The following is a 26,491-nucleotide window of genomic DNA, read 5'->3' as shown; positions in this document are numbered from 1 at the left end:
GGTTTTGCTATTTATCTAGCGGTTGTAATAACTGCTAAGAGCTGGGAGGAGACCTAATGGATTTTTTCGCAAGTCCTTGGCACTAAAGAAAATGCTGCCCTGGACCTGAGGAACCATCGCGTTGAAATTCAACTGGTTGATAATCTCCTGGGCACTTTGCCAGCCAGCCTCAGCCGTTCCCAGCTTGTAAGGGGAGTGACCGATGTAGAGCTTGACGTTCGTCCCTTGTACTTCGTTTGCCCACCAAGTAACGAGCTTGTCGTATTGGGCAGGGGCGAAGGAAAAGCTCCAATAAATTTGTGGAGTTACATAATCAATCCATCCTTGTTGAATCCATGTGCGCACATCGGCAAACATGTGGTCATAAGCAGTAACGCCAGCTTTTGTATCGGAGCCAGTCGGATCGACGTTGCTGTTACGCCATACACCGAATGGACTGACCCCGAACTGAATGTGAGGCTTGACGCTCTTGATGGACTGATTCAATTGTTGAACAAACTGATTGATATTATCGCGGCGCCAGTCTGCTTTGGACACGATATTTTTGCTGTTAAAAGCCTTGAATGCTGCATCGTCTGCAAAGGCGACATTGGAAGGATAGAAATAATCATCCAGATGGACACCATCGATGTCGTAGCGCTGCACGACTTCCATTACTTCATTGATAATTTGCTGACGTGCCGCCGGAACACCCGGGTTGATGTACAGCTTTTTGTTGGCATTCACAATCCAGTCAGGGTGCTGCTTGATCACGTGATTTGCTGGCAATTGGTCTGTTTTTGCATCTGTAGTGGCACGGAACGGGTTGAACCAAGCATGGAATTGCATCCCGCGTCTATGCGTTTCTTCTACCATAAAAGCAAGGGGGTCGTATCCAGGATCTTTCCCTGGAGTTCCCGTCAAAAATCTCGACCATGGTGTGAGCGTAGAAGGATACAAAGCATCTCCAGATGGGCGAACTTGCACGAAAGCAGCGTTCATTCCCATCGCTTGTAGCTCATCGAGCAGCTGTATGTATTCTTGTTGTTGCTTTGCTGGGTTTCCGTAAGAACCAGAAGAAGGCCAGTCCAAGTTGTAGACCGTAGATATCCATACCCCGCGCAAATCTCCGTTTGTCACCACAGGTGTGCCTGGTTCCATACCGCCAGTCTCACTCAATACATCCTGTGGCGGCGGCGTCATGGTAGCGACGTTTCCGCTTTGCAGGCGAATGGTTCTTGTTTTGTCTTCCCATTTTACCGTAAGGCCCAACTGCTCAGAGACAAAACGCAGCGGAACCATAATTCTTCCTTGTTTGTTCTGAACAGAAGCATCGAGTGGGACGCTATTGTTGTTCACGAGAGCGTTCTTTTGATTAACCGTCAGCGACAACAAGGTATCTTGCTTACTGATCGTTGCGGTTTGAGACTTTGGCTCCCAATTTACTTCGGCTCCCAGATTTTCACCGATCACCCGCATTGGGACCATCGTTACGTCTGCTTTTGGAACAATGTACGGAGCGACGTCACTTTTGATTTGTTGCCCGTCCAAATAGATGCTGATGCCAGAGGGTGTCTGCGCGGCCTGCACGGATATCCCCATCGTTGGAATACATAGTACGAACATTAGCAAAAGCATAAACCACTTGCGTACCTTCATTTTTGCCAATCCTCCGACAAGTATAGATTTGCTTAATACATTAGCCAATTCGTTAGACGCTTTATTATATCGCTTTGTTACGCTCAAGTGGGAAGATTATTGTAACGATTCGCCCCATTGTGGCAAAAAATGACGGAACTGATGAAGAAAGGGAACCTCCCAAGCTTATCTGACATAGGCAAAAGCATATGTTGTTTTCCTTCGAGTCATGGGACAAAAGTGAGGGAGAGGAGTGCAAGCATGAGTTCATTTCTTGCGCAGAAGGCACCGATTGTTTTTGTTCCGGGGCTGTTTGGGTCGATGAGTGATCGAATTATTCCGGGTACTGGTGACTGGGGCTTCGGATTTGCCCGAACGGCTTATGAGCCATTTATCCGTTTGCTTGGAAAAATGGGTTACCCCCTCAATGAACAATTGTTTGTAGCCTTTTATGATTGGCGAAGGCAGATCGATATTTCCGCCGAGCGCTTTTTGCTGCCTGTTATCGAGCGAGCGAAGCAAACGACAGGCTCCCCTTGTGTTAATCTCATTTGCCATAGCATGGGGGGCCTTGTTGCTAGAGCGTATGTCCAGAGCGAATTTTATCAAAACGATGTGGATCAGTTGCTCATTTTTGCGACTCCCAACGCAGGATCGCCTGTCGCCTACAGCTATTGGGCAGGAGGGAAGCTGCCCCGCTCTGTTTCTGCCAAAAGAAATGTCGTGGAACTATACATGAATGTATATCTGGCCTATATGGAGCAAAGCATCCCTTTTCATCGTATACAAGCTATTCACAGACACTTCCCCAGTCTCCTTGACCTTACCCCGTCAGCAGCATACGGTGATTATTTGCTGGAGAAAAACCAGGGGGTAGAAGCCTTCGTACCTTATGGGCAAATGGTCGTGAAAAATCAATACATGGACTACTTGAACGCAACGATGGGGATTATCGCAGCCCGCAATATTCGCGTCACGCTGGTAGCTGGCATCGGACATGAAACGATTCATTACCTGCGAACGGTCCCTTCGCTGTCTCCCGATAAATGGGTCGATGGAAGAGCAGTGGGATCGATCAATAGTGACGCTGGGGATGGGAATGTCATGGCAAGCAGCGTATTCGCGCTGGAAGGTGAGCGTTATTACGTAGAGGCGACACATCTGGAGATTTTATATAAAAGTGAACCGCTTCTCCGGCAATTGCTAGAGTAGGGAGAAAAAAGAGGACCAAGCCAGGGAGATCTCTGGACTTGGTTCTTTAGATGAGCTACGCTTTTTTGCTTCTGCGATACATGATCGAAATACCGATCAAGATCGAAACGATACCCGCAACGATAGGGAGTGGGTTAGCCTGTTCTCCAGTCTGCGGCAATACTTTGCCTGTTGATGGAGATTCGTTGCTGGTTTCCAAGACGTTGGAGTTATTGGCAGCTCCCGAATCGTTTGGTTTGGTCGTATTTTCTGTTTGATTCAGCTCTTCTGAAGTGTTGGGGTTCGTGGTGTTGTTGTTTGCATCAGGAGTGCCCGGTTGATTCGAGTTGCCAGGTTGGTCTGGGCTGCCAGGTTGGTCTGGGTTTCTAGGTTGGTCTGGGTTTCCAGGTTGATCTGGGTTTCCAGGTTGATCCGGTTTGCCAGGTTGATCCGGTTTGCCAGGTTTATCTGGTTTGTCAGGTTTATCGGGTTTGTCTGGTTTGTCTGGCTTCTCCGGTTTGTCTGGCTTTTCCGGTTCGGGCTCTGGTTTAGGTTCTGGTTCAGGCTCTGGCTTTGGTTCTGGCTTTTCAGGCTCTGGCTCCGGTTTTGGATCAGGATTTCCGCCACCGCCACCACCACCGCCGCCACCACCGGAGGTCACGTCATTTTCGACAGTGACGAGCACATGGTCGCCAGCTACTTGGTTTCTTTTAATCTCGAACTCGATCGGCTTGCTGCTTTTTACATAACCAGCAGGTGCTTTTGTCTCGATAAACTCATACTTGCCCGGATTCAGGCCTTCAACAATCAGCTCTCCGTTGCCATCCGTAGTCAGCTTGGTAAGCTCCTGACCGTTCATATCTTTGGCTACCTGACCATGTTCATCCCGGAGCGTAAATTCAGCTCCTTTGAGTTTATGATTTGGGTATCCTGTTCTTACTTTGGTCAGTTTCACAGATCCTGGGTTCAATCTGTTGGTCAACGTGAGAGAGGCAGTTCCTTCCTCTGTCACTTCGAATTTCAGTGGTTCAGCAAGCTCATAATCAGCCAGGGCTTTTGTTTCCACGAGCTGGTAGAATCCTGCTTTCAGGTTTTCGAGGAGAAGGATACCGTCCTTATTCGTTGTGAGTCCACTTTGCAGTACTTTCCCGTCGGCATCTTGAAGCTCAAAGGTTACGCCAGGAAGTGGTTCTTTGGTGTAGTGGTCCACTTTCAGCAATTGAACGGACCCAATATTTTTGGCGTTCTTTTTCGTAAGGGTCACAATTTCTGTCTGATTGGAGGCGATTTTGAATGAAAGGGGAGTCGCATCCAGCTTGTATCCCTTCGGAGCTTTCGTTTCGACTAGCTGATAGTTGCCTTCTGCCAGATCGCCTTTGGAAACTTTTCCGTCAGAGCCGGTTGTCAGCTCAGCGATCGTTTCGAACGCTCCGCCCTTTTCAACCTGCAGATTGAAGACAGCGCCTTCCAGCGTTTTGCCAGTATTCTCCGCGTCAACTTTGGTTAACTCAAATCCTTGACGGAGCAGCTTGTTCCCGATGGTCATTTCGATTGTAACTGGAGCGGCAGGGTCAGCACCTTCAGGAGCTTTTAACGTAATGTCTTTTCCGTTTCTGTACTCGTCTGTGATGACGTAGCCAACAGGAGCGGATAGTTCTTTTAGCTTGTACGCTTTAAATTTGTAGCCTTTGAAGGTGGCAATGCCATTTTCGTCGGTCACGACTGTTTCCAGCAAGGTATTTCCTGTCTTGTCGTAAAGACCAAACGTGGCTCCTGCCAATGCTTTTTTCGAATCTGCGTCTGTTTTGACGATTTTCAAGTCGCCTTTACCAGGTGTGCCGGCTCCGCCACCAGCGCCCGACAAGCTGACTTTGACACCATCTTGTCCGTCTTTACCTTTACCTACAACTTTTTTCCCTGCAAAAGAGGCTTCGTTTTTGATGATTTCTCCATGATCAGCATTGATAAAGGAGCGGTACTCCAGGATGTAGGCAGTGTGCAGGTCGTTTTTGAAAGTCAGTTTAAAGGTGTTGCCGACCACTTCTAATGTGTAGTCCTCGACTGCCACTTCTTTTCCGATAGCCAAGGCACCGGATTCAGAGACGGTTGTCGTAAAGAGCTTGAAGGAATCTTTCATCAGAATTTGATTGCTGGACAGCGTATCGGTCAATACAGCACCTGCCGAAATATAAGACTGGCTCGGATTGATTTTTACTGTCCATGTTGCATACTCTGAATCTGCTCCTGTACCCTGTACGCCTGTTTTGAGGACGTACTCCCCACCGTATGCTGGTCTCACGGTCGTCTTGCCTTTATAGAGTGGAGTGCCTGTTATGTCACTATCATGCATAGTGGCATTGTTTTCGTACACTTCTCCGACAGGGAGATCAGCCAAACTGGTTGTGTACGTGATGCGATAGGCCGAGTCGATCTCTCCAAGATGCAGTTCAAAACCGTTGGTTAATGGGTCGAATTTGATAGGAACAACTGGTCCTTCGACCACTTTCACGCCGTCTGCTCCACCTGTAAGCAACAATTTATGCACTCGTAACGAGTCTTTCACAAAAGTTTGTTCTCCGGTATAAAAATCCCGAATAATCGCGTTGTTAATCTTGTGAAGGTTATAGTTCACATCGATTGTCCATGTGATTTCTTTTGTGCGGGCGTCGTATGCGCCTGTTTTGTTGCCGTTATTGCTGGTGTAGCTGTCTGGTTTAACAGTAGCGGATTTCGTGATGGGGTCTTGTGCTTTCCCGTTTTCCTTCCAGTTCAGTTCAGCCTTGTTTTTGTACGCGGATGGACGGTCCTTGGAAGTAGGATCGAACTTCGTCAGGTACGTAATCACAAGGGCTTTTGTGACTGGTTTGTGGAAGGTGATCTTGAATCCTTCCTCGTACTTTGGATTCGGAGAGATGGTGTAGTCTTTGTCAGGGCCTTCTTCCAAATCCTTTGTCCAATCGTTGATTTTTACTTTGTCAGGAAGAAGAGTCAGCCCTTGTCCCGCATAACTGTCGGTAATGACGACTTCATCCATCACCTGATTGTCCTCGTTTAGACTAAGCGTCCACTCGATCGTTTTATTCAGGTAATCGACTTTTTCCTTTTTGGCGTTTTTCCAGAAGATTGCTTGCGTGATCTCTCTGGATGCATCTTTTTTGGTTCCATCATAGATCTCTACTTCATTTTTCACGAGGTAGCTGTCTTGGTGGACCCGATTTTTGGCTTTGGTTTGGTAGGTGATTTCGTAAGCTGCTGACACGTCATGGTCAAACTCCAAGCGGAAGCCGGTATCCGATGGGGTTACGTTGTACCCTTTGATGGCAGCCCCGTCTTTTGTTCCGTTTCCGTTGTCGCCGATGGTCATTTTATGAACGGTAAAAGAACTATTCACGAGCTCTTGATGACTGGTATCGAAGCGATCTTCGAGCCATGCATCGCTTTGCTTGATCAGTTTTTCATTGTAGTTGTACTGAATAGCCCAGGTGATTGTTTGCGTGTTGTAATCATAGCCAATCGCTTTTTTGTTCAAAGGCTGGCTGAATCGAACAGGGACATTGGCGGAATCGATTAAATCCTTTGGAAGGTTCGTTCCTGTGACAGTGGCTTTATTCGTGTAGGTTGTATCTGTCGTACCAGTGACGTTGGTCTTGTACGTGACCCGATAAGCACCGTCGATGTCGCCAAAGTTCATTTTGAACCCATTTCCTTCTGTCAATTTCTCAGGAGTGAAGGTAGTTACCTCAGCCATTGGATTAACAGAGCCATTCAACTGAACTTCTAATGGAAAAACCTTAATCGAGCTCATGTCGATGTCCAGACCGCTTGGAATCTCATCCGTAAAGACAGCGCCTTTAATCGGATTTTCACTCATGTTAAAATCGACGGTCCAGTCGAGGTGGCTAGGATTCATGCCCTTGTTTGCTTTTCCGTTCTTGTCGATTTCATTGTTGTTTTTGCCTTTGAAATGGACAGAGATCGGGGCGATGCCATCGAATTTAAAATCGATTTCCTGTCTCGTGCCGCCCTCAAATTTTTTCTCATCAAATTCCCGCCATACATAGAACGTTCCGTCATTGATCTCTGCGCCGTCATTGATGCTATCACTAAAAATGAAAGTGACGGTGCCATCTGTTGTTACTTCATAGGTGCCGTATCCTCCGTTCAGATCTCCGGTCAAAACGCGATCGGTCCGAAACTTATCTGGGAGAGGGAAGGTAAAGGTGGCACCTTCTGAGTAAGGATGTCCAGCAGGGATTTTCCAAGTGAAATCAACTTGAACACGCGAGCCCTGATCAGGGCGGATGTCTTCAATGTTGTTTCCGTCTTTGTCCTTCATGACTACGCTGGTGATGATGTTGTCTTTGATGATGTTGTCTTCAGGGTCTGGAACTGGTACCGGTACCTCTGGTAGAGGAACTGGTGGTTCAACAGGTGGCGTAGTCGGAGTTCCCGTGCCCGGCGGAGTAGTCGGAGTTCCCGTGCCCGGATCGGTAGGAGTTCCCGTGCCCGGATCGGTAGGAGTCCCTGTACCCGGATCGGTAGGGGTTCCTGTGCCCGGATCGGTAGGGGTTCCTGTACCCGGATCGGTAGGAGTTCCTGTGCCCGGATCGGTAGGAGTTCCTGTGCTCGGATCGGTAGGAGTTCCTGTACCCGGATCGGTAGGAGTCCCTGTGCCCGGATCGGTAGGAGTTCCTGTGCCCGGATCGGTAGGAGTTCCTGTACCCGGATCGGTAGGGGTTCCTGTGCCCGGATCGGTAGGGGTTCCTGTGCCCGGATCGGTAGGAGTTCCTGTGCCCGGATCGGTAGGAGTTCCTGTGCCCGGATCGGTAGGAGTCCCTGTGCCCGGCTCCCCACTATTGCCAACGACAACCTCATCTTGTGTTTGGGCATACGTGGTTGTCGTGAAACCGAAAAAGTTTTGGATGATGAGCAAAAGTGCCACCACAACGACCCAAGATTTCCTTTGCATATGCTCCTCCTGTACGTAATCAAACTAGCTCATTCTTTCAGTAGGAAGTGTTAGGGCTGAGATGAAGTCGTTTGTTTCCATTCAGCTTGAACGATCAGTCTGTCCTTCGGATCTTTTGCTCCAACAGGGGTGCATGTGACCAAGGTGATCAATGGCTTCTTTTGATCCACTAGAACTTCTATTTGTGTACGATCTACGACAAAGGCTTTCACGACAACGAATTGGTAGGTTGCCGTTTTCGTCCTGATCTCAATCTCATCATTAGGTGCTAGTTCGTCCAAACGATTGAATTGCTTACCATGAGTAATCCCGCGATGACCTGCCAGTCCAACATTGTTCACACCGAATTCCTTGTCTGGCTCGATCAGGCCAACCCCTTTACTCAAGGCATGCTTGTCCGCGCCTTCAAAAATCATCATTTCCAGATCAATTTTGGGAATCCGAATCACGCCTCTGGCACCTTCCAACATAGCGAGCGGCGCTTGTATCTGAGGAGCTGGTGGGTCCTCGGATGTAGATGTTTCTATTTGCTCGCTGACGTTGCTCAGTTGTTCGAACGCTTCGATGAGCTGTTCTTGCTTTTGTGCAGATACCGCCGTTTCCCATTGAGGATAGAAAAGGAGGAATAAGCCTGCCAAGATAAACCCAGCACTTAACAGCACTCGCACATTCTTCAACTCCCTTTTTGCACCGTTAACTCAATTCATCTTTCCCCCCCCTTGTCTTGATTTTTAGTTATACTAAACTTTTTCAACAAGGGCATTCTTCGTTGTACAAATCTTGCTAGTCGAGAACAACAGATTCACCCGCTGTTCCAGTTGTGAAAAAATGCCTAGAGGTATCATAATCATTTGATCTAAACAATTTCTGAACATGAAAAAAGCCAGAGGAGAAAGAATCTCCTGCCTGGCTTTTTCGGTCTTTTTTCTATAGTTAATAGGCGACGCTTTTCGAAACAAATCCAACTAAAACCTTCCCATTTTCATCGATGGTGGCGCCGTAATACCAATCTCCACGTTCACCGACTACTTGAACAAGTGCATCTCTGACAGCGTAGCCCCTGCCTGGACTTTCTGTGGAAGGGGTCGAGAAGAAGTAGCCTTTCTCTCCTTGAATTTTAACGGTCTTGGGAGTAATTGGTGTATAAGAGGTGACCATTGTTTTGGAAACGTAACCTTGATCCATGGCGATAAATTCTGGCTGTGTACCGGATGCTTTGATTTCAAAACCATACCATAGGGTTGCAGTAACGACAGAGTCAAGGGATGGAGCAGAATAAACGTTAGCATTGTCTACAGCAACAATTGTTTTTGAAGGTAGTATTTTAGGTTGTGTACGGGGGGCCGCTGGTTTTGGAGGGGCCAATTTTTTCACTTGGCTGTTGGAAGAACCACCGCCACCGTTGTGATAGTGATATTCTCCATACTGTAATCCCCATTTTTCGCAGTTTGTTCTACAGGTGTGCCCACCATTTGCATCCGTTCTGCCTGGATGTGCTTCAATCATTTGAACAGGTAAAAAAGCAAAGCAAAGAATGAGTGCGAGTACTGAAATAATCTTTTTCATAGACAAACCTCCTAAGGATTCGCTTTCGCCCGCAACAAATTCAACCCCATCCCGATAAAAACAATCCCCGTCAGCTTGTTGAGAATGACAGAGAACTTCTGGTTATTGCGCAATTTTTGTGTAGCAAAGGAAGCAAACAGGGCGAGGAGACTACACCAGATGCCACCCGTAACGGTAAAAGTAAGACCAAGAATAAGGAAAGGAAGTGGTCCGGCTTCCGTCGCGCTAACAAATTGCGGGAGGAAGGCGATGAAAAACAGGGCGACCTTTGGATTCGTGACACTTGTCAGGATCGCTTGCAGATAGACCTTTTCACCCTTCACCTTCTTGGAATCGGCTGCGTCAAAAGCTGGTGATTCCTTTGCCATGAGCATCCGAATGCCCAAATAGACGAGATAGGCGACGCCCAATATTTTGACGATGTTAAAAAGCACGATGGACTGCGCCAAAATGAGCGACAAGCCGAAAGCAGCCAAGAGCGTGTGAATGAGTGAGCCTGTCAAAATGCCGAGAACCGAAAGAATACCTGCCTGTTTTCCTTGCGAAATGCTGCGGGTGATGATGTACATCGTGTCTGAGCCGGGTATCAGGTTCAACATGATCGCGGTCATCAGAAATGCTTCATAATGAACGATTCCAAACATCTCTTCTCACTCCTATCTGTCTATAAAATAAAAATAAATTATAGAATAATCTGACACCTAGCGCAACGCGGAAAAATGAGGAAAAGCTCCCGACGCAGATCAAGGAAGGTATGCCATGATCGCGAGGGGGAGCTCCTAATTCAGCAAACAGATTACGGCGTTGATTCGGCAGTGCGTATCCAGCCTTCTTTTCCATCAAACACAATCTGATACCAGCCATTCAGATCTGCGATGACTTGGAAGGAACCATCTGCTGCTACCTGACCGATCTTCTCATATTCTTCACCGGGTCCTGCAAAAACATCGATTTTTTGAGTGGCAGGGGGAGTTTTATCCGTCGCTTCTGTTGTGCCGTCAGCAGGGGAAGGCGCTTCTTCTGACCCGGTTCCCTCGGTCGTTTCTTCGGAACCCTCCTCCAAGTCAGCCAGCTTTTCCATATAAGCCAAGCCATTGTCCTCGAGCTTGAACAAAGCGATTTCGTTTTCCCCTTTGCCTACCGCATTTTTCATGATCACATGCTCGGAGTCCTCTACGCTGAGTTCATCAGCCTCAACCGAAAAGCGCTTATCAAGTGACTCTTTTGTCAAATTCGGAGAGAGTGCCGTGTAGGCGTTAGCACGCTCCTTGCCGGATGCACTCACGATAATCACAGGCTTTTCTTTAGTTCCGAGAGTATCGTCGATCTTAGCCTTTGCCGATTTCATGTCTGCATCGAGCGACTGATCCAAATAGAGGATCGAGTCATTTGGCATTTTCGCTGCGAAATAAAGACGTTGATCTGCCTCAGAGAGTCCAAATGCGTAAAGCTTTGCTCCCCAGCGATCTGTGCCAGAGAGCATGTCGGTGAACGTTCTGTCTGGATATCTCAATTGCAATAAGCGTGCTGGATCGTATTCCAACCAGAGCTTTTCCAGATCGGACAGGAGTGTAGCTGTATCCTGGAGCGGATTCAACTGTTCGTACAATTCACGTGCTTTGGTGAACTCGAACGACTTGATGTATTGTTCTGCCTGCTTAAGCTTGCCTTCCAGATAGCGGGTGATCGAATCGAGGACAGGTGAATCACTGGACAGCACATCCTCGATTTTGCGATAGGCGGCTGCCATGTCAACGAAGGCACTCAAATCCTTTGAACGAATGACTTCCTTGATTTCAGCTAGCGCATACTTTTCCAACTGACCCACTAGCCAATCTGTCTCAATACCCAATTTTTCGTAATGACGTATGCTTGTAGCCGTTTTGGTGATGACTTCTTCAAAAGGAGCAGAAGCGATCAATTTCCGTAGCTTCGTCTTTTCATAGTCCTGGAACAAGGCCGTGAGCTCTGCCTGCTTCTTCTTTTTGCCGCCGTAGTATTCATCTGGAATGGCAAGGAGTGTTTCAATGAAAGATTCGTCCTGATATTTTTCCTTTTCGAGATTCGCTTGTGCCTGAGCCTTTGCTGTTTGCAAGGCATTCAAGTAATAATCGGAAAAGCTCTTATCCATACCCATCTGAGCGGACAATTGCTGGAAAAACATCCCTGGTACGTCCTTTTGATTCTGATATTTCTGTTTGACTGCCTGGTATTGTTCGTAGACCGCGCCGATTTCTGCGACCTTCTTTTCCGAAATGGCCGCGAGCGATTGCTGTTGAAGCCCCTCCAGCTCAGTACGGATCGAAGTCAGTAGGAACATGATAGAATTCCATTCGTCATCCCCGTAGGACAGGACAGCCATATCGTGCGCACGAGAAAAGGTTTCCTCGGCTTGCAGCAAGTTCTTTTGTTCGTAAAACGCCTTTGCTTGTTTATACAACGTAATCTGCTTGTATCCGAATCCGAGCTTGAACAGAACGGCGATCAAACCCAAGGCAAAGAGTCCGAGAAAAATATTACGTACCCAAAGGGACCTATGATAGGGAGAGATAGGCAGCATAAAAGGCTCCTCCTTCACAGTATGCCTTTGAAATCCGGGTCAAAGGCGTAATGCGTATCCACCCTGTTTTTGGTAGAATGATATAGTTGTTCCCAACCTTCATTCTTATGGGTTTGTACCATTTTTGCCAATCGCAGAAGGCGCTCGCGAGGCAAAAAATCGATAAATTCGATAATCAGATCCTGATATTCATCCACATACGACTTCATGCGGAGCGCTGCACCTGCCACCTGACCGATGAGTTGATCCCCGTTTTCCAGCAACAATATTTGCTTTTTATAACGTCTGACATAGGTAAGCACGGACTTTTTGACGAGCGAAGGCTGGACCTTGATGACTTCCCGCACATACTCCATGAAGTCCTTGTCGTACATAGACGGGATGAGCGTTTCGAGCTCCAGTTCCATGTCTTTGCGCAGGACGTAATGATTGAGGAACATGATCTTGCGTATCTTGATCGTATCGGAATCGATGAAGTGCCCGATCTCTCTCGTTTTTTCATAGGCTTCCTTGAGGTGTCCTTCTTTGACGTCGTTGCCCACTTCCTCTAAATGATGGAGAAGTGACTTCTTGATCGTCTCCATTTCTCTCGTTAAAAAGTGTTGAAATTGTACGTCTCTTTCATAGCTGCCGTATTTTTTCTGCATCATGAAAAACAAGACGAACAACACACAGCCAATACCTCCTGCGAGAGCTAATTGCAAAAGGGTATCCGCAGAAAGGACAGCAAGACAGACGAATAAGCCCAAGAGCAAAAAGCGCGTCTGCACATAGCGGCGCGTCACAGCGTGGGAAACCTGGCGGATCGGTGTGTAGGCTCTCCCGCAGGTCTCACAATGTGTCTCCCACAGGACATGATACGTATGGCATCGCGTGCACGCTTGAATTCTTTCATACGTATGAGTGGTTTTACGGGTTTTGCGAAATTGTACGCCGATTCGTTTTCTCATGGTGAATCCCTCTTCTCATTCAGTAAGGCATGAAGATGCTGATCGATTTCGGCGTTGGAGAGATTGCGCCGTTTTAGTCGCAGCAGCTTGAGGAATCGGACCGCTAGCAGCAAAAAAGCCGCAAACAACAGAAAGTAAGTTAACATAAAATTTCTCCTAACGAAGTTGTCGAAATCTGTAACAAAGAATCATGTCGTATCGTATTACGAGTAAGGGGCAATCATTCTAGTACTTTTTTATCATCTGTCTACTACTTCTTGAATCTAGTGGTAATAGTGTCATAGTCTTACTTTCTTTGCAACACTTCACAAATTCTTTGTAACGAACAAGAAAAGGAGCACTTATGAAAATAATACGATTCCGAATGTTATGTCGATACGTAGCATGTCTTGCCCTACTCTTGGTCAGTGTCCTCTCCGTCACTCATCCGAGCTTTGCGCAAACAAGCGGAAACAATATGGACGCTGTCCTGGTCGTGGACGTCAGCAACTCCATGACCCAAAGCGATAAGAACAAAGTCAGCAATGAAGCGATGAAAATGTTCGTCGACATGACGTCGATCCAAGCGAACAAGGTTGGTGTCGTCGCCTATACCGACAAGATCGAGCGGGAAAAAGCACTGCTTGAGATTAATTCCGAAGAAGACAAGAACGATATCAAAGCCTTCATCGACAGCCTGCAAAAAGGGGCCTACACCGATATTGCAGTAGGCGTAACCGAAGCAGTAAAAATCCTTGATGCGGGACGCAATCCAAACAATGCGCCGATCATCGTGCTGCTGGCAGACGGAAACAACTATCTGAACAAAGCATCAAGCCGTACCCAAACACAGTCTGATCAAGAGCTGCAGCAAGCTGTGAAAGAGGCAAAAGACAAGGGCTATCCGATTTACACGATTGGCTTGAATGCAGACGGTCAGCTTAACCGCACGACACTACAGCAGATAGCTGCGGAGACAAATGGTAAATTTTTCGAAACGAGTACAGCGGACAAGCTCCCGCAAATTTTGAGCGAAATCTTTGCAAATCACCTGAAGCTAAAGGTTGTCCCGGTTAAAAGCTTCGTCGCAAACGGTCAAGCTCAGGAGATTCCGATCCCAATCCCGAATGGCAGTGTCATGGAAGCCAACATCTCGATCATGTCGCAAAAAGCAGTGGAAGTGAAGCTGTATGACCCAGCGGGCAAGGAAGTACAAATCCCTTCCAACCAGGTGAGACTGTCGAAATCCAATGCGTACACGATGATCAAGCTGGTCAAGCCACAGCAGGGAGATTGGAAGCTACAGGTAAAAGGTGTCCCAAAGGAAAAAATCGATATTAACCTCATCTTCAACTACGATCTGCAATTGGAGATGGAGCCAGTCACATCCAAGAGCTTCAAGGCTGGCGATGTCGTACCGATCAAGGCAGCACTTGTTTCAAACGGACAGAAGGTAGCGAGTCCTGATCTGTACAAGCAAATGAAGGCGACACTGATCGTCAATGACAAGACGGATAATAAGACAAATGAGGTCGTCCTGAACAATACGGGCAGCGGGTTCGAAGGCAGCTTCACAATCCCGGTTGACCATACGTACGAGATAAAAATCAAGGCAGAAGACACCAGCTTTTACCGGGAGACGAAGCCACTCCTTGTCGATGCTGCCAAAACGGCAGGCTCTGGAGCGAACAAGCCGAACACAACCACTAATCCTGATGCAGAATCGAAACCATTTCCATGGATGACCGTAGTAGGAGGTACCGTGCTTCTCCTCCTGTTGATCGGTGCAGGTTTGTACGCACTGTCGATCTATCGCAAGGCGAACAAGGGCTTCGCTGGCCAAATCGCCATCGAGATCGTGGATGAGGACACAGGCGAAAAGTCTAATCCGCAGTACAAGAAACTGAACGCATTCAAAGGAAAAGTGAAGCTCCACCAGCTCTTGCAGCTCGCTCCTGAGTTTGCGGAGACAGAGAAGGTCATCTTTTTACCAGGGAAAAACGATACGCTGATCATCGAAAACCGTTCGAGCTGCCGAATCGAAAAGGCAGGGCGTGTACTCGATGCAAGCAAAGGCAAAGAGTTGAAGAAAAACGATCGCATCAAAATTTCGTTAACGAATGTGAACAAGTCCTTATATGTAGATTACATCGTCTAGGAGTGAGTCGATTATGAAAGCAGTTGTGAGAGAACACATTCAACAATTGGACGTATCCCTCGGCGGAGGAATCGTCAGTGACAAGATTCGCGTAGATACAATCGATAACCCGATGCTCGTCATCGGTCTTGGCGGTACAGGAATTGATGCGCTTTTGCGCCTGAAATACCAAGTGAACAGACGCTTCAAGCTGCCGGTAGACCAGCTTTCCAAAAAGCGCAAGGAAAAGCCGGACAATATTGAATTCATCGCGTTTGAAACGAATGAGCATGACCGCAACAAAAAGTACAAGGGCATCGGACTCGATCCAGTGACGGAGTTCGTACTCCTGTCCAACCCTGAGATCGGCGGTGTGTTGCAGAATCGCAGCATTCTGGAGCCGTACATCACGGATTGGCTCTCGCCAGAGCTGACAATTACGGACGGAATCAGCGGAGCATCGGGTGTACGCCAGGCAGGGCGACTCCTTCTCTTTACGAAAATCACGCAGGTGGTACAAACCATTGAGAAAAAGATCAAGATGCTGTGCGAGGGCACGAACAAAAAGCTGACTGTTTTCCTCTTGAGTGGTTTGTCCGGGGGAACGGGGAGCGGTTGCTTCCTCGACATCGCCTATATCGTACGAGGCATTTTGGAGCGCGACTTCGGCAGTGCGGGGGTAGACAAGGTGAATACGCTGGGCTACCTGTTCACGCCTGACGTCAACCTGTCGAACAAGAGTCTCAGCTCGCACACACGCGACTACATCATGAAAAACGGTTATGCGGCCTTAAAAGAGCTGGACTACTGGATGAATGCGGATGAGCGCAATGAGCGTTTCCGCCAGCAATACGGCAACGTGCTCACCGTGCAGTCGCCAATGCCGCCATTCAACCTGTGCCATTTGATCTCTGCGACTAATCTGGAAGGCAAAGCATTGGAAAATGCCTACGATTACTGCATGAACGTAACCGCGGAGAACATCACGAACTTCATGGCGAGCGAAGAAAAGCGCTCGGGTGAAGAGTTTGCTATCCACGACTATATCAGCAACATCCGTACGAATATCAACCAGATGCCAAAAGCGTACGCAGCCAACTACCAGTACAACGTCATCGGAGCTTCCTCTGCTGTCTTGCCAATCGAAGAGATGACAACGTACTTGGCATATCGTTTGTTTAAAAAGATGGAAAAAATGTTCACGGTAGCCCCAACGCAAGAAGATGCAGAGAAATTCGCCCGCAAGCTGGGAATCGACATCGACTCGATTTCCCGCAAGTTCGAGGAGCGCGTTCCTGAGCCTTTGCCAGGCTATGAAAACAGCGAGCGTCTAAACTACAGCAACGTGATCACCCAACAAGTCGTGAGCATCGACCACGAGCTGGAGCAAGGCTATCTCGCCAAAGCGCGCGAAGCGTACATCAAGTCCAAAAAGCAGATGCCAGGCGACATGATCTCTGTTTTTGGCGAAATGATCACGCGTGTATTCCTGCACCCGCAGCAAGGACCATTCTATGCATCCCGTCTGATTCATTCGGACAAAGGCTACTGCCTGATGAAAATGATCCTTTCCTACATCGAGAGCCTCAAGGCGAATTTGGAGAGCTTCCCGCCTGAGATCGAGGGCGCACGAGAGAACGCGAATGAAAAGCTGGGCGATGCCCGCAGTGCTTTCATCTCCAAGGAGAAGAAGAAAAACAGCTACATCGAAGCGAAGATCAACGAATACCAGCTCCTGGCTGATCAGGAAAAGCTGGAACAAATGATCGAATTCTACGAAGAGCTGCACCGTTTGTTGAATGCAGAAAACAACCGCATTTATAACGTATTTACTGAGATTTTGAACGCACTCAACCAGATTTTCGAGCAAAACGGCGACATCCTGATCAACGGCGGCGAAGAGAGTGACCGCACTGGCAACAAAACGTACTACTGGAACATCGTCAGTGTGCCGGATATCTCCAAAGTCGTCAGCAACATCCTGGAGCAAAAGGATGCGGATGACCTGATCCGCGATTTCACCAGCGAGCTGCTGCGACACTCCGATCAGTGGGTTAAAGAGCAGGAGCTGGATATCGTCAGCTCGATTTCCGAATTCCTCTCGGCGAAGTTCGGTGAGGTGATTACCAAGTCGATGGAAGAATTCCTCGTGATCAAATACGGCCAGGACGAGACACTCGACCGCATCGTAGAGCGCAAGATTGCGAGCAAGCTGGATGAAGAGGCGATTCCAGTCTTCCATCTGAGCAACAATCTCGGCAATATGCACTTCCCTTCCTGGGGCTTCGTATCGGTACCGCTGAAAGCACCATCGATCTTGAAGGGGATTAAAAACTATCAAAATACAGCGATTAGCGGTTCTCGTTTTACCGTCAAAGAAAGCGAAGTCAAAAACCGCATCTTCTGGCTGAATACAAAAAACGGTGTTCCACTGTTCGCTTACACACCGTTGAAGGTCTACGAGGAAAGCTACGAACGTACAATTCTGGACAGAGAGGGTATTGGACGCCACCTCGTTCAAACGGAAAAGAACAACTGGGCGTATCTACCATCCCCTATTCCGGAAAAATCGTGGGGAGACACGTACCAAAACGGGCGGATCAAAGCGTACAACGCCAAAGTACGCGAACTGTTTGACCGTGCAGTGCGCTACGGAGTCATCCGCGAAAAAGGCAGCGACAGCAAGACCAGCAACCGCTATGAATCCATCGTGACGAAGCCGTTCTCGCTGGCCACTTTCCTGGCTAAGCATCAAGCGCAAGGAGACGCAACCAAGCTGAGCCCTGGCGAGATCAAGCGTGTATTGGTTGAGCTCAAAGGCTTCATGAGAGATGGTCTGGAGCAAGAATTTACACGTGATGTGTTCGGCAGTATCAATGAAGAGATGGCAAAAGAAAACCTGATTCGCTATCCGGAGCAGATTCGCCTGATCGAACAAGAAGTGAGCAAATACGAAGAAATCGAGGCCAAAATCCAGGAACTGGAGCAGATCGTAGGTGCCATCAAGGACGAAGAAGAGCTGGTGACCCGATTCATCGAAGCCCTTTATACAGGGACGATTTGCAAGCGCGGTGCGCTGTACGTCTACGACAAGGATGAGGAAGAAGATGCGTGGGAGCCATTCATCAACCTGATGAAGGTCAACAAGCACGTTGAATTCGCTATCTATGAAAAATTCCGCGCATTGGATCACAAGAGCATGGCAACCATCCAGCGCAAGGCTGCAAAACGCAGTGACGCGATGACTTCAGCAGAGGATACGCAGCAATTGCTGGCAAAACTCGAAGAAATCGCAACTGCTTTCCAGGAAACGAAAAACGATCTGGAATACGATCGCGACGAATACGTAAACGGTGAAGAGTTGTTCCAGTTCTACAAAAAGGTCTGGTCAAAAGTAAACGATATGCGCAAGACGCTGCAATAAACAATTAGGATCGTTTGATAATCGAGGAGGAAGCATGAGGGATTTGATTGGAGAGTTCGCGACCCAATACGTTACGGAATTGGAAAGACAACTGGATAGCGGAAACGGACAGCGAAGCATTCAAAACCCCGTGCTCTTCCTTTTTCTCGGGGATAAGAGCGTAGAGGCATTGCAAGCTGTTCGTGCCCACAACGAGCGCAATTGGCAAAATGGTCACGGTGTGCTTTATGTCCATGCGTATCAGGACAAAACGTGGGAGCATCCGCAAGTAATCGGCTGCCGCTTGCCGCAGGCTGATGAGGACAAGAAAAAGATGCGTACTTCAATCCACGAGCGTTTTTTGCTCGATGAAGCTGTCACCATGGAACTGAACAAGGTAATGAAGCTGGCAAGCGTGCGTGTAGCGGAAATGGGCAAGTTGTTCACTGCTTTTCAGCAAGTCAATATTGCCGTCGTGGCAAGGGCAGATGACCCTGCCACGATTCTTTTGCCAGAGCTGACGCTGCTACTCAAGGGCTACCTCAATGAGCTGTTTAAAAACGTATCAGTCGATCTGTACGTCCTGCTTCAGGAAAAGAACAACGGGGAAGCATTCGGGTTCTCGACAGCGCTCTCGGTCAGCTTTTTGGAAGAGGTCAATCGCTATCAACGAAGTGACTACAGCTATCGAGCGAACCTTTTGGTAACAGAGGATCTCGTGAAACTGCCTGTGGAGCATGTGAACGCACCGTTGTTTTCGCTGGCGTATCTATTGAGTGACAAGACAGAGCATGGCTTGTTTATCGAAGGCGGCATGCAGGAAAATTACGAGCTGATCAGCAAGCTGGTGCTATTGAACAACAAAAAGGCAGAGCCGGAGTTCCATGAAAGCAATGACGGCTATAACAAGCTGCAATTTATGCGCAGCATCTCGGTTGAACACGGGCAGACCAAGTTTGCGTCTGCTGGTCTATCCAAAGTAAAGCGACCGACTCATGCGATTGCATTGACGGTGCTGTCCGCAGTATTTGACCGCTATTGGGAGCGACTCCAGGACGGCGAGGTGTTGCCGAAAACTAAAGCGAGAGAAAAGCTCGGATTGACGGCACATGATTTGCAACGAAAACTGGCTGGTATTCTTCCAGAGGATCACATCTTGGAGGAAATGACGGGGCTCATGACCTCTGGCATCAGCTACAGCGAGCTTTGCAATATGAATATGCGCGAAGCGGAGCTGGCTTTGTTTGACGGCAGCAGCCAAGCCTTTTTTGAGGCGAATGTCGTTTCCGGGACGCGTAAACGTCTGGAGCACATGCTGTCTCAGGAGTCCTTGGCTGATTTGATTCAGAAAGCAGTCATCGAGGATGAGCGGCTTGGGCTGTATGCGGCTTACTATCTCACAGCCGAACACGCCAATGGAGCAAACCTGCTGGATGAGCTGCGCACAGGCATTCGCGAGACATCGCGACAGGTTGAACAGGTGAAAGCCGAGATGGTCGATCTCTACCAAGAGCGGGTGGATCGGCAGGACATTCGCATAGGAGGGTTTTTTACACGGGATAAGGAGCGTGTGCGGACCTTTATTCGCCATTTGCTGGACACTATTTATGGCAAAAAGCTGGAGCTGCTGGATTGGGAGATGATGCTCTCCATCCTTGTGAGCTATGAGAAACAGGCAGAGCAGATTCACCGGCAGTTAGGTGAGCAAGTCGAGCAGTTGGAAGCCTTGCATAAGCAACTGCGGGAAATCGCCCAGACAAGCGTTCGGGAAGCGACTGATTACTTGGGCAAAAACGTGGACGAATATTACGAATCGGTCGTCCATGAAACGATCCGGTCATTGGAAGCTTCACGCGGCAGTGATTTTTACATGGAACAACGGTATATTGGCAGCGGCGCTCTACTTAGCGGGAATAGACTCGCCGGACTCGTGGAGAGGCTGTGTCAATTTTGTCGGAACGAGATTCTCACCCGTGCGCCATTTGCTTTATCTTTTGAGGCGGAGCTACTTGCGCGTGCCAACGTCGGGGCTGCTTACGATAACCGAACCGTGCTGACGAAGGAGGATTTGTTCCTCGATCTGGCATTGGTGCTGGAAGAGCGGGCAGCGGTTCACATCGAAGTGTTCCATTTCTTGCAAAAGCACCGCTATGAGGAGAAGTACTTGTTTGCCGATATTCACAACGACTTCGTCCAGTATGCGCTGCACAAGGATGAGAGCACACGAACCTACAAGCTGGGCTGCATCCACGAGGAACAAAAAAGCGGGATAGAAAAAATGAACCTGATGGGTGGATTCGGCATGGAAGAGTTGATGTTTTACCGCAATAACAAGAAATACCATGCTTCCTATGAGGACAGCGGGTTTGTCTTTCGCCGCGTGGGAGGAGATGAGTCGTCATGAGTCAGAGAAGGGTAAGCTTACTCATGCTAGTGTGTAGTCTGGTAGGTGGCGTGATCGGTTTTTTGGTCGGGGAAGTCATGCTCGGCAAGCTTTCCGGAGAAATACCGCAATGGTTGTTAATGGGACTTTATTTTGGTCAATATGCCTTTTTCGTAGGATTGATGTGCCTCATTGCGGAAATGATCTCGCCACGACTGAATGGAGTCGGCTGGAAGCAGCGCTATCTGGGCTTTTCGTGGAAAATGCTCGTGCCCAGCACGTTTTTGATGGTGGGCGTAGTGGCGCTCTTGCTTCAGCTGCTGTACGGTTCATCATTTCAACAGGCCAGCGGAGCCAATAATATTATCATGGTTCTGGATACGTCAGGCAGTATGCAGTCGTCTGACCCGGATAACCAATTGTTCAAAGCAGCAGCCGACATGGTGCAGCGCATGGACAGTGACATGAACATAGCAGTGGTTACATTCCACGATCAAACGAACGTGCTGCAACCCCTTACCGAGCTGAGTAGCCAGTCCGTGAAGGATGAGGTTGTGAAGAAGCTGCTCCAATATCCGCGCACGGATGGAGGCACCCGGATCGATCTGGCACTGCAAGCGGGGCTGGACCAGCTGCAAGCCAATCAAATGGCGAACAGTACGGTCGTGTTGATGTCAGACGGCTATAGTGATCTGGATGTCCCTGCCGCACTTGCGCCCTACAAGCAAAACCAAGTAATTGTCCATACGGTAGGCATGAGCCAAATCGATGCAGACGGAACGGCACTGCTTCAAAAGATCGCTGCTGAGACTGGAGGCAGCTACTTCAATGTTGAACACGCGGACCAAATGACAGGAATCTTTGGTCAGATTTACGATATGAGCCGAACAGACCGCAATATTGTTTCCGAGCGGACAGGCGCAACAGAAGATAGCATGTTTTACGCCATTACCCGTGTGGTCAGTGTTCTGATCATCGGTGCTTTGCTCGGTTTGGCGTTGGGTCTGATTTTTGATAATCGCCATCTGGCCAAAAGCTTCACGATTGGCGGGGCGGTATCAGGACTGTTAGCTGGACTTGTTTTGGAAATGGGTCTGTCGTCGATCGACTTGCTCGATATGGTGGTACGTTTGCTGGCGTGTTCCTTGCTCGCCGTCATCCTGACATTGTTCACTCTCTTTGTGCCAGCTTCCACGAGTGGCGGATCGTCTTTTGCAAAGCGCAGACTGAACACCAGACAAAATCCCCGTGCCTTGGACCCCGGGAACCAGAGCAGCAAACGGTTTGATCTGTAAAGGGAGCATGATGAATCATGATTAATCGGGAGGCAACAACAGAAACTCTCATCAAGGACGTCACCTGCCAGCATCAAGGGAGCGAATACGTGCTCAATTGGCATTGGGCGCAGGATATTCCGTGCGTGTACGTTCACAAGTCACAGTTTGGCGCCCCTTTTGACGTGAACGAGCTGGATGATCGTCAGTTCAAGCTGTATACCCGAGAGGAATACAAAGTCCACAAAGGGCTGCGGGAAAAAACAGACGGCATCGGCAGGTACACATACCGCATCTTTCCTTGTCGATTGGAAAATGGCAAGCCAATTCTGCTCATGCCAGACGGGGATGCCCATGTGATCCACGTCAGCACAGGAAAGGCCAAAATCTACTACTCGTTTAAACGGGGCGGAAGCTGGTTCAGCAAGCATCAATCGTTGCAGATTCGCATTTTTTCAGAGATTCCAATCGCGCGGGACGTACTCTGCTACGTAAAAAAAGAAGGCTCTCCTCCCGCCCACAAGGATGATGGTACCCGATACAATTTCATTCGTGATCTCGAGCCCGGTGTCAATCTGATGCCGGAGATCGAGGTCAGGAAAAAAGACGTCGTCCGCCTGTTTTTTACGGACGGGAAAAAATACGGAGAAATGTACGAACTGATTCCTGAATAGGAGGGGATGCGCCATGCTGTCGTTTTTGAAAAACATGTTTGAGAAGAAGCCGCAGGTCAAGGAACGGCTTCCTTTTTACGATATTGTCTGCCCGTACTGTTTCGCCAAATACGGACCGGACCAAGTTGTCTTTCGTGCCACGCATCATCGCCAGGACGACGAAGACTACGCGTTGCAGGAGGATGAGATTCTCAATGCGTATCGGGATAAATTCGGACTGGATGCCATCGACGAACTGGAAGCGGTAATCGATCCGGAATCCATCCCGTCGGAAAACCATTTGTACGTCGATAACGTTCTCGCAGGTGTGACCGACCGGTATGGCATGGTTTCCAAGCGCAGACTGTGTCCGAAATGCCACAACGAGCTGCCGATTACGGCGGGTAAAGCGCCGAGCAATATTATTTCGATTGTCGGGGCTTCCCAGGTTGGTAAGTCGGTTTACATGACCTCTCTGATTCATACCTTGCAGAACACAACCGCGAATCACTTCGATGCCGCGTGTATGCCGCTCAATGCGCAGATTAGCCGCAAGTTCCGGGAGAACTACGAGGCACCCTTGTTTGAACGCGGACAGCTGCTGGATTCCACGCAAAAAGAAAAGCGTCAGGAGCCGTTCATCTTCCAGTTCATTTTTAAGGATAGCGATAAGGCACCGCTGATCCTGGTGTTTTTCGACGTAGCAGGCGAGGGAATGGTTGACCGCGAGTATTTGGAGCTGTATGCGGCGCATGTGAAAAACTCGTCTGGGATCTTGTTCCTGGTCGACCCACTGCAAATTAAGACGATTCGTGATCGGGTCATGCTGCAAGCAGGGGATGAGCCAGGGGAATTCACAGCAAGGTACGATGAGCCGCGTGAGGTCGTCATTACGCTGTTTGAGAACTTCATCGGCTACCAAGAGCAGAGCAAGACACATATTCCAACTGCTGTCGTGTTGACGAAGAGCGACATGCTGCATCTGATCAAAGAAGACGACGGCGAATACATCAAGTCCAACAGCAACGTTTTCCGCAATTTCGTCCATGAACAATATTTAAATACGACTGAATTCGAGAACATCGATGGGGAAATCCGCCGGTTCATCGAAAAGGTGGATAGACCGTTTAAAGATGCGTTGGATGTTTACTTTACGAATACGGCCTATTTCGCTGTATCTGCGCTGGGGAGCAATCCCGTCAATCAAAGGGTGAGTGGAGTCGTGACGCCGATTCGCGTCGATGAACCATTTATTTGGTTGATGCACCAGCTTGATTACATCGAAGGGAGGGAGCGGTAGTGAGCAACCGTCAGCCCATTTTGCAGCAGTACTACACCCGCGGGCGACAAGGGGTTTTCCGTTCGAACGAAGGATACGATACTGTCGCCAAAACGCCAGGGCTGGATAACCAATTCATCAAGAAGACTCTTCATCCGTTTTGTGTGTACGACGCGCCGCGACAGCTTCAAGAGCGGGCGGAAAGCAATCTGGCACTCTTTCCAGAGGCGCTTGTCAGCTTTCAAGCCGAGTCAGGAGAGATGGTTCTCGGTAGAAGTGTCTTTGTCGGAGCGGATTTTACGGGGCAGCGCAATACGTTTTTCAGTCACAACTATGTCATTCCGGTAGAGCGGCGGGACGAGTTTATCAAGAATCCGGGCAAGATCTTCGGAGTGCGCACTTTTGCAGATCGCCACGATGATGCAGCGGGCAAGGAGCTTCCTATCGTGGATGACATCCCTTCCGAAAAAGGTTTGCCGCAAGATCGAAAACTGCTGCTTGGGCAATTGGGCATCGATGAGCGTTTATTCAAACAGCTCCTCTTTGCTGTCATGTCCTCGCTCGCGGCGAAAAAGAAGGTATTCATCAGCCTGGATGTGGATATCAGTGCCTCATCCAAGAGTGCTGCTCAATTATTGGAGATTTTGTACAGTTGTCTGCCTTTTGAGATGCGCAGACATTTTGGTTTTCTCACGTTTAGCAACGAGCCGCAGAGCAAGAAGCATATCCACGTCACGTTTGTGGAAAAAGGGAGCATTCGCCCAGGCGGTGGGCATAGCGACAAAGACTTTTTGTTCGACTTCTCCCTTGGCCGCGTTCAGAACGTCGATTTGCAGGGCGGAGGACACGAATATCTCGACTTTGCCTGGGAGTATGTGAATGAGCCGCGGATTGTGGATGCGTTCCACGAATTTTGTGAGGAAGTGCTCGCTGGAGCAGATCATGCACTGGCCTTGAACATTCGCACGTACTATGAGCTATGTGCACTGTATTTGATTGAAAAGGGACGAACCTCCGTGTATGAGAGCAAGCGGGCGGGCGTTTGGCAGGCGTTGAACAGCTATTTGGGGCACAGCAGCTTGACCCGCAAGAAACGGCTGATCGAGCTTCAGGAAATGCTGATGCGAATCGAAGTAGAGGCGCTTTCGTCCAAACAGCTTCCTGACAGCGAGACGGTCAAGCAAATGATTGAATCCTACCGTGTCACCAGGCAGGAACGCCTGCAAATGGATTTGATCCGCTTCTTGATGGACGTGTTGATGAAGGCCAAAACAGCAAGACAGAGCAACTACGTGGCAGAGGTGTACAAGCATTTGTCCAGCAACCGCGAGCTGTTTGGCTTCATGATGCGGACGATTTTTGGCTATCCACAGTTGGTGAAGCCACTCTTTGAGGATTATATGACCGAGCGGGTAGCCGCTGTGACCAGCTTGGACCAGATGCTAAAGGAAATCCGGTTTTGGATGGAAACGGAACCACAAGCGATGCGCAATGCCGTCTTCGTAGCTACGACAATGGAAAAAGTTCTGCGTCTATTTGCACGGGAACGTCAAAAGCTCGCTGCCGCCATTACCATCCACCAGTTCTTTGAAAACATCGATGGAGCACGCAGCTATGCCGATGAGCTGTTGGATGAGCTGGACAAGTCCTTGATGAAGCTCGTCGCACTAGACACGCTATCCAAGGATGATTTTCAGGTTCTCATTGCCCTTTTGGAGGAGAAGCCACAGAGCTTTTTCGGAACGCTGGATATGGAGAGCCGCCACAAGCAAGAAATGCTCATGAATCTGGCGAAGCTGCATGAAGAGAGAAGCACGCCGCACCCGGCAGAATTTTTCCGAAAATGGGATCGGGATGCGATTTCCGTACAACAAAGAATGATCCAGAATATGTTGAGCAAACCGCTCCATGCTGACGAGTTCCCGCAGGTGCCGCTGGTCTTTTACCGGGAAGATCATTTTGGTAAGGAAGGATTCCAGTTTGCAGAATTGCTGGAGTATGTTCAGCAAAATGGTGGGGAAGCCGTTACCCTGTCCTTTATCCAATGGACGATGAGCCAGCGGATGTTTTTCGAAGGAAAGTATTTGCTGCCTGCTTACAGACAAGCATTGAAGGTCTTTTTCCTTGAGGAGAAAGGTAAGAGATTGCGGGACAAAGAATGGCGAAAACGGTGGTATGCGATCCGAAACGCTGATTTCCGCAAGCTTTTGGACGAGGTACGAAACGAAACAGCCAATCCGCTCGTGAAGCTGTTTCGGCACAAAGCTACGGTGATATCCAGCGCAGTTGTCTTGCTAGGTGCCGGAGCGTGGGGAGGCTATATGGTTTGGGGAGGTACAGGTACGCATGTGCAGCCACCTGAAACACAGCCTGAACCGACCCGCCCACCGGCTGTGTTCGTACCGGTTCATCGGTTGATGATGGACGAGCCTGACATCCAACCTGTCCGTGATGTTCTTGGGAAGCGAAGCCAAGATGCATCTACGGGTGGGCAGCCTGTTCAAACACCAACACCCTAAGGTAAAAATAA

16 protein-coding genes are annotated in these 26,491 nt (G+C 48.9%); 8 read left to right on the top strand and 8 right to left on the bottom strand.

Going from position 1 to position 26,491, the window contains the following annotated elements; genetic code table 11:
• Positions 1-15: 15 nt before the first annotated feature.
• A complete protein-coding gene (locus tag FO446_RS27925) occupies positions 16-1,638 on the bottom strand; it encodes a family 10 glycosylhydrolase (RefSeq protein WP_237899628.1) in 1,623 nt (540 codons plus the stop codon).
• A 240-nt stretch (positions 1,639-1,878) separates the two neighbouring features.
• Here FO446_RS27925 and FO446_RS27920 point away from each other — a divergent pair, with 240 nt between their 5' ends.
• A complete protein-coding gene (locus FO446_RS27920; RefSeq protein ID WP_237899627.1) occupies positions 1,879-2,829 on the top strand; it encodes a lipase/acyltransferase domain-containing protein in 951 nt (316 codons plus the stop codon).
• A gap of 55 nt (positions 2,830-2,884) precedes the next feature.
• Here the strand turns inward: FO446_RS27920 and FO446_RS27915 are convergent, their stop codons facing one another.
• The 7 genes from FO446_RS27915 to FO446_RS27885 all read right to left on the bottom strand — a co-directional run bounded on the left by FO446_RS27915 (position 2,885) and on the right by FO446_RS27885 (position 12,999).
• Positions 2,885-7,777 carry a collagen binding domain-containing protein gene (locus FO446_RS27915; RefSeq protein WP_237899626.1) on the bottom strand — a complete coding sequence of 1,631 codons (4,893 nt, stop codon included), beginning with the start codon at positions 7,775-7,777 and terminating at the stop codon, positions 2,885-2,887.
• 50 nt (positions 7,778-7,827) lie between these two features.
• The gene (locus tag FO446_RS27910) at positions 7,828-8,445 is read right to left on the bottom strand and encodes a class D sortase (RefSeq protein ID WP_237899625.1); all 618 of its coding nucleotides are present in this window, start codon (positions 8,443-8,445) and stop codon (positions 7,828-7,830) included.
• A 265-nt stretch (positions 8,446-8,710) separates the two neighbouring features.
• Positions 8,711-9,343, bottom strand: coding sequence for a YHYH domain-containing protein (locus tag FO446_RS27905; RefSeq protein ID WP_237899623.1), 633 nt, complete (start codon positions 9,341-9,343; stop codon positions 8,711-8,713).
• Between the two features lie 11 nt (positions 9,344-9,354).
• Positions 9,355-9,987, bottom strand: a complete 633-nt coding sequence (locus tag FO446_RS27900) for a LysE family translocator (protein WP_237899622.1) — start codon at positions 9,985-9,987, stop codon at positions 9,355-9,357.
• 152 nt (positions 9,988-10,139) lie between these two features.
• Positions 10,140-11,903 carry an SH3 domain-containing protein gene (locus FO446_RS27895; RefSeq protein WP_237899621.1) on the bottom strand — a complete coding sequence of 588 codons (1,764 nt, stop codon included), beginning with the start codon at positions 11,901-11,903 and terminating at the stop codon, positions 10,140-10,142.
• Between the two features lie 14 nt (positions 11,904-11,917).
• Complete coding sequence (locus FO446_RS27890) at positions 11,918-12,853, bottom strand: hypothetical protein (protein WP_173610263.1); 936 nt, start codon at positions 12,851-12,853, stop codon at positions 11,918-11,920.
• Positions 12,850-12,999: a hypothetical protein gene (locus FO446_RS27885; protein ID WP_007724683.1), complete on the bottom strand. Its 150-nt coding sequence runs from the start codon at positions 12,997-12,999 to the stop codon at positions 12,850-12,852. Before FO446_RS27885 ends, FO446_RS27890 begins: the two co-directional genes overlap by 4 nt.
• A 197-nt stretch (positions 13,000-13,196) precedes the next feature.
• Here FO446_RS27885 and FO446_RS27880 point away from each other — a divergent pair, with 197 nt between their 5' ends.
• From FO446_RS27880 to FO446_RS27850, 7 genes are read left to right on the top strand one after another with little or no spacing between them, the layout of a single operon-like run.
• On the top strand, positions 13,197-14,990 hold the full coding sequence (locus FO446_RS27880) for a vWA domain-containing protein (RefSeq protein WP_232774308.1): 1,794 nt from the start codon (positions 13,197-13,199) through the stop codon (positions 14,988-14,990).
• Between the two features lie 13 nt (positions 14,991-15,003).
• Positions 15,004-18,393 carry a tubulin-like doman-containing protein gene (locus tag FO446_RS27875; protein ID WP_237899620.1) on the top strand — a complete coding sequence of 1,130 codons (3,390 nt, stop codon included), beginning with the start codon at positions 15,004-15,006 and terminating at the stop codon, positions 18,391-18,393.
• A 34-nt stretch (positions 18,394-18,427) separates the two neighbouring features.
• Positions 18,428-20,776 carry a hypothetical protein gene (locus tag FO446_RS27870; protein ID WP_237899619.1) on the top strand — a complete coding sequence of 783 codons (2,349 nt, stop codon included), beginning with the start codon at positions 18,428-18,430 and terminating at the stop codon, positions 20,774-20,776.
• Entirely contained in the window at positions 20,773-22,050 is a 1,278-nt protein-coding gene (locus FO446_RS27865) for a vWA domain-containing protein (RefSeq protein WP_173610267.1), read from the top strand. The genes FO446_RS27870 and FO446_RS27865 overlap by 4 nt, the downstream gene beginning before the upstream one ends.
• A 17-nt stretch (positions 22,051-22,067) precedes the next feature.
• A complete protein-coding gene (locus tag FO446_RS27860; protein WP_173610268.1) occupies positions 22,068-22,703 on the top strand; it encodes a beta-mannanase in 636 nt (211 codons plus the stop codon).
• Between the two features lie 13 nt (positions 22,704-22,716).
• Positions 22,717-23,982 (top strand): TRAFAC clade GTPase domain-containing protein, encoded by a 1,266-nt coding sequence (locus tag FO446_RS27855; RefSeq protein WP_048035301.1) that lies wholly within the window; start codon positions 22,717-22,719, stop codon positions 23,980-23,982.
• Positions 23,982-26,480, top strand: coding sequence for a GAP1-N2 domain-containing protein (locus tag FO446_RS27850; protein WP_232774305.1), 2,499 nt, complete (start codon positions 23,982-23,984; stop codon positions 26,478-26,480). Before FO446_RS27855 ends, FO446_RS27850 begins: the two co-directional genes overlap by 1 nt.
• The last annotated feature ends 11 nt before the right edge of the window (positions 26,481-26,491 follow it).

The organism is Brevibacillus brevis, from assembly GCF_022026395.1.
In the GTDB taxonomy this organism is placed as follows: Bacteria; Bacillota; Bacilli; order Brevibacillales; family Brevibacillaceae; genus Brevibacillus.
This window is presented reverse-complemented; position numbering and strand designations above follow the sequence as displayed.

Excerpts from the sequence above, each read along its gene's own strand:
- FO446_RS27875 (WP_237899620.1), top strand. The coding sequence starts at position 15,004 with ATGAAAGCAGTTGTGAGAGAACACATTCAACAATTGGACGTATCCCTC.
- FO446_RS27870 (WP_237899619.1), top strand. The coding sequence starts at position 18,428 with ATGAGGGATTTGATTGGAGAGTTCGCGACCCAATACGTTACGGAATTG.
- FO446_RS27860 (WP_173610268.1), top strand. The coding sequence starts at position 22,068 with ATGATTAATCGGGAGGCAACAACAGAAACTCTCATCAAGGACGTCACC.
- FO446_RS27865 (WP_173610267.1), top strand. The coding sequence starts at position 20,773 with ATGAGTCAGAGAAGGGTAAGCTTACTCATGCTAGTGTGTAGTCTGGTA.
- FO446_RS27895 (WP_237899621.1), bottom strand. The coding sequence starts at position 11,903 with ATGCTGCCTATCTCTCCCTATCATAGGTCCCTTTGGGTACGTAATATT.
- FO446_RS27925 (WP_237899628.1), bottom strand. The coding sequence starts at position 1,638 with ATGAAGGTACGCAAGTGGTTTATGCTTTTGCTAATGTTCGTACTATGT.
- FO446_RS27880 (WP_232774308.1), top strand. The coding sequence starts at position 13,197 with ATGAAAATAATACGATTCCGAATGTTATGTCGATACGTAGCATGTCTT.
- FO446_RS27885 (WP_007724683.1), bottom strand. The coding sequence starts at position 12,999 with ATGTTAACTTACTTTCTGTTGTTTGCGGCTTTTTTGCTGCTAGCGGTC.
- FO446_RS27855 (WP_048035301.1), top strand. The coding sequence starts at position 22,717 with ATGCTGTCGTTTTTGAAAAACATGTTTGAGAAGAAGCCGCAGGTCAAG.
- FO446_RS27920 (WP_237899627.1), top strand. The coding sequence starts at position 1,879 with ATGAGTTCATTTCTTGCGCAGAAGGCACCGATTGTTTTTGTTCCGGGG.
- FO446_RS27905 (WP_237899623.1), bottom strand. The coding sequence starts at position 9,343 with ATGAAAAAGATTATTTCAGTACTCGCACTCATTCTTTGCTTTGCTTTT.
- FO446_RS27890 (WP_173610263.1), bottom strand. The coding sequence starts at position 12,853 with ATGAGAAAACGAATCGGCGTACAATTTCGCAAAACCCGTAAAACCACT.
- FO446_RS27915 (WP_237899626.1), bottom strand. The coding sequence starts at position 7,777 with ATGCAAAGGAAATCTTGGGTCGTTGTGGTGGCACTTTTGCTCATCATC.
- FO446_RS27900 (WP_237899622.1), bottom strand. The coding sequence starts at position 9,987 with ATGTTTGGAATCGTTCATTATGAAGCATTTCTGATGACCGCGATCATG.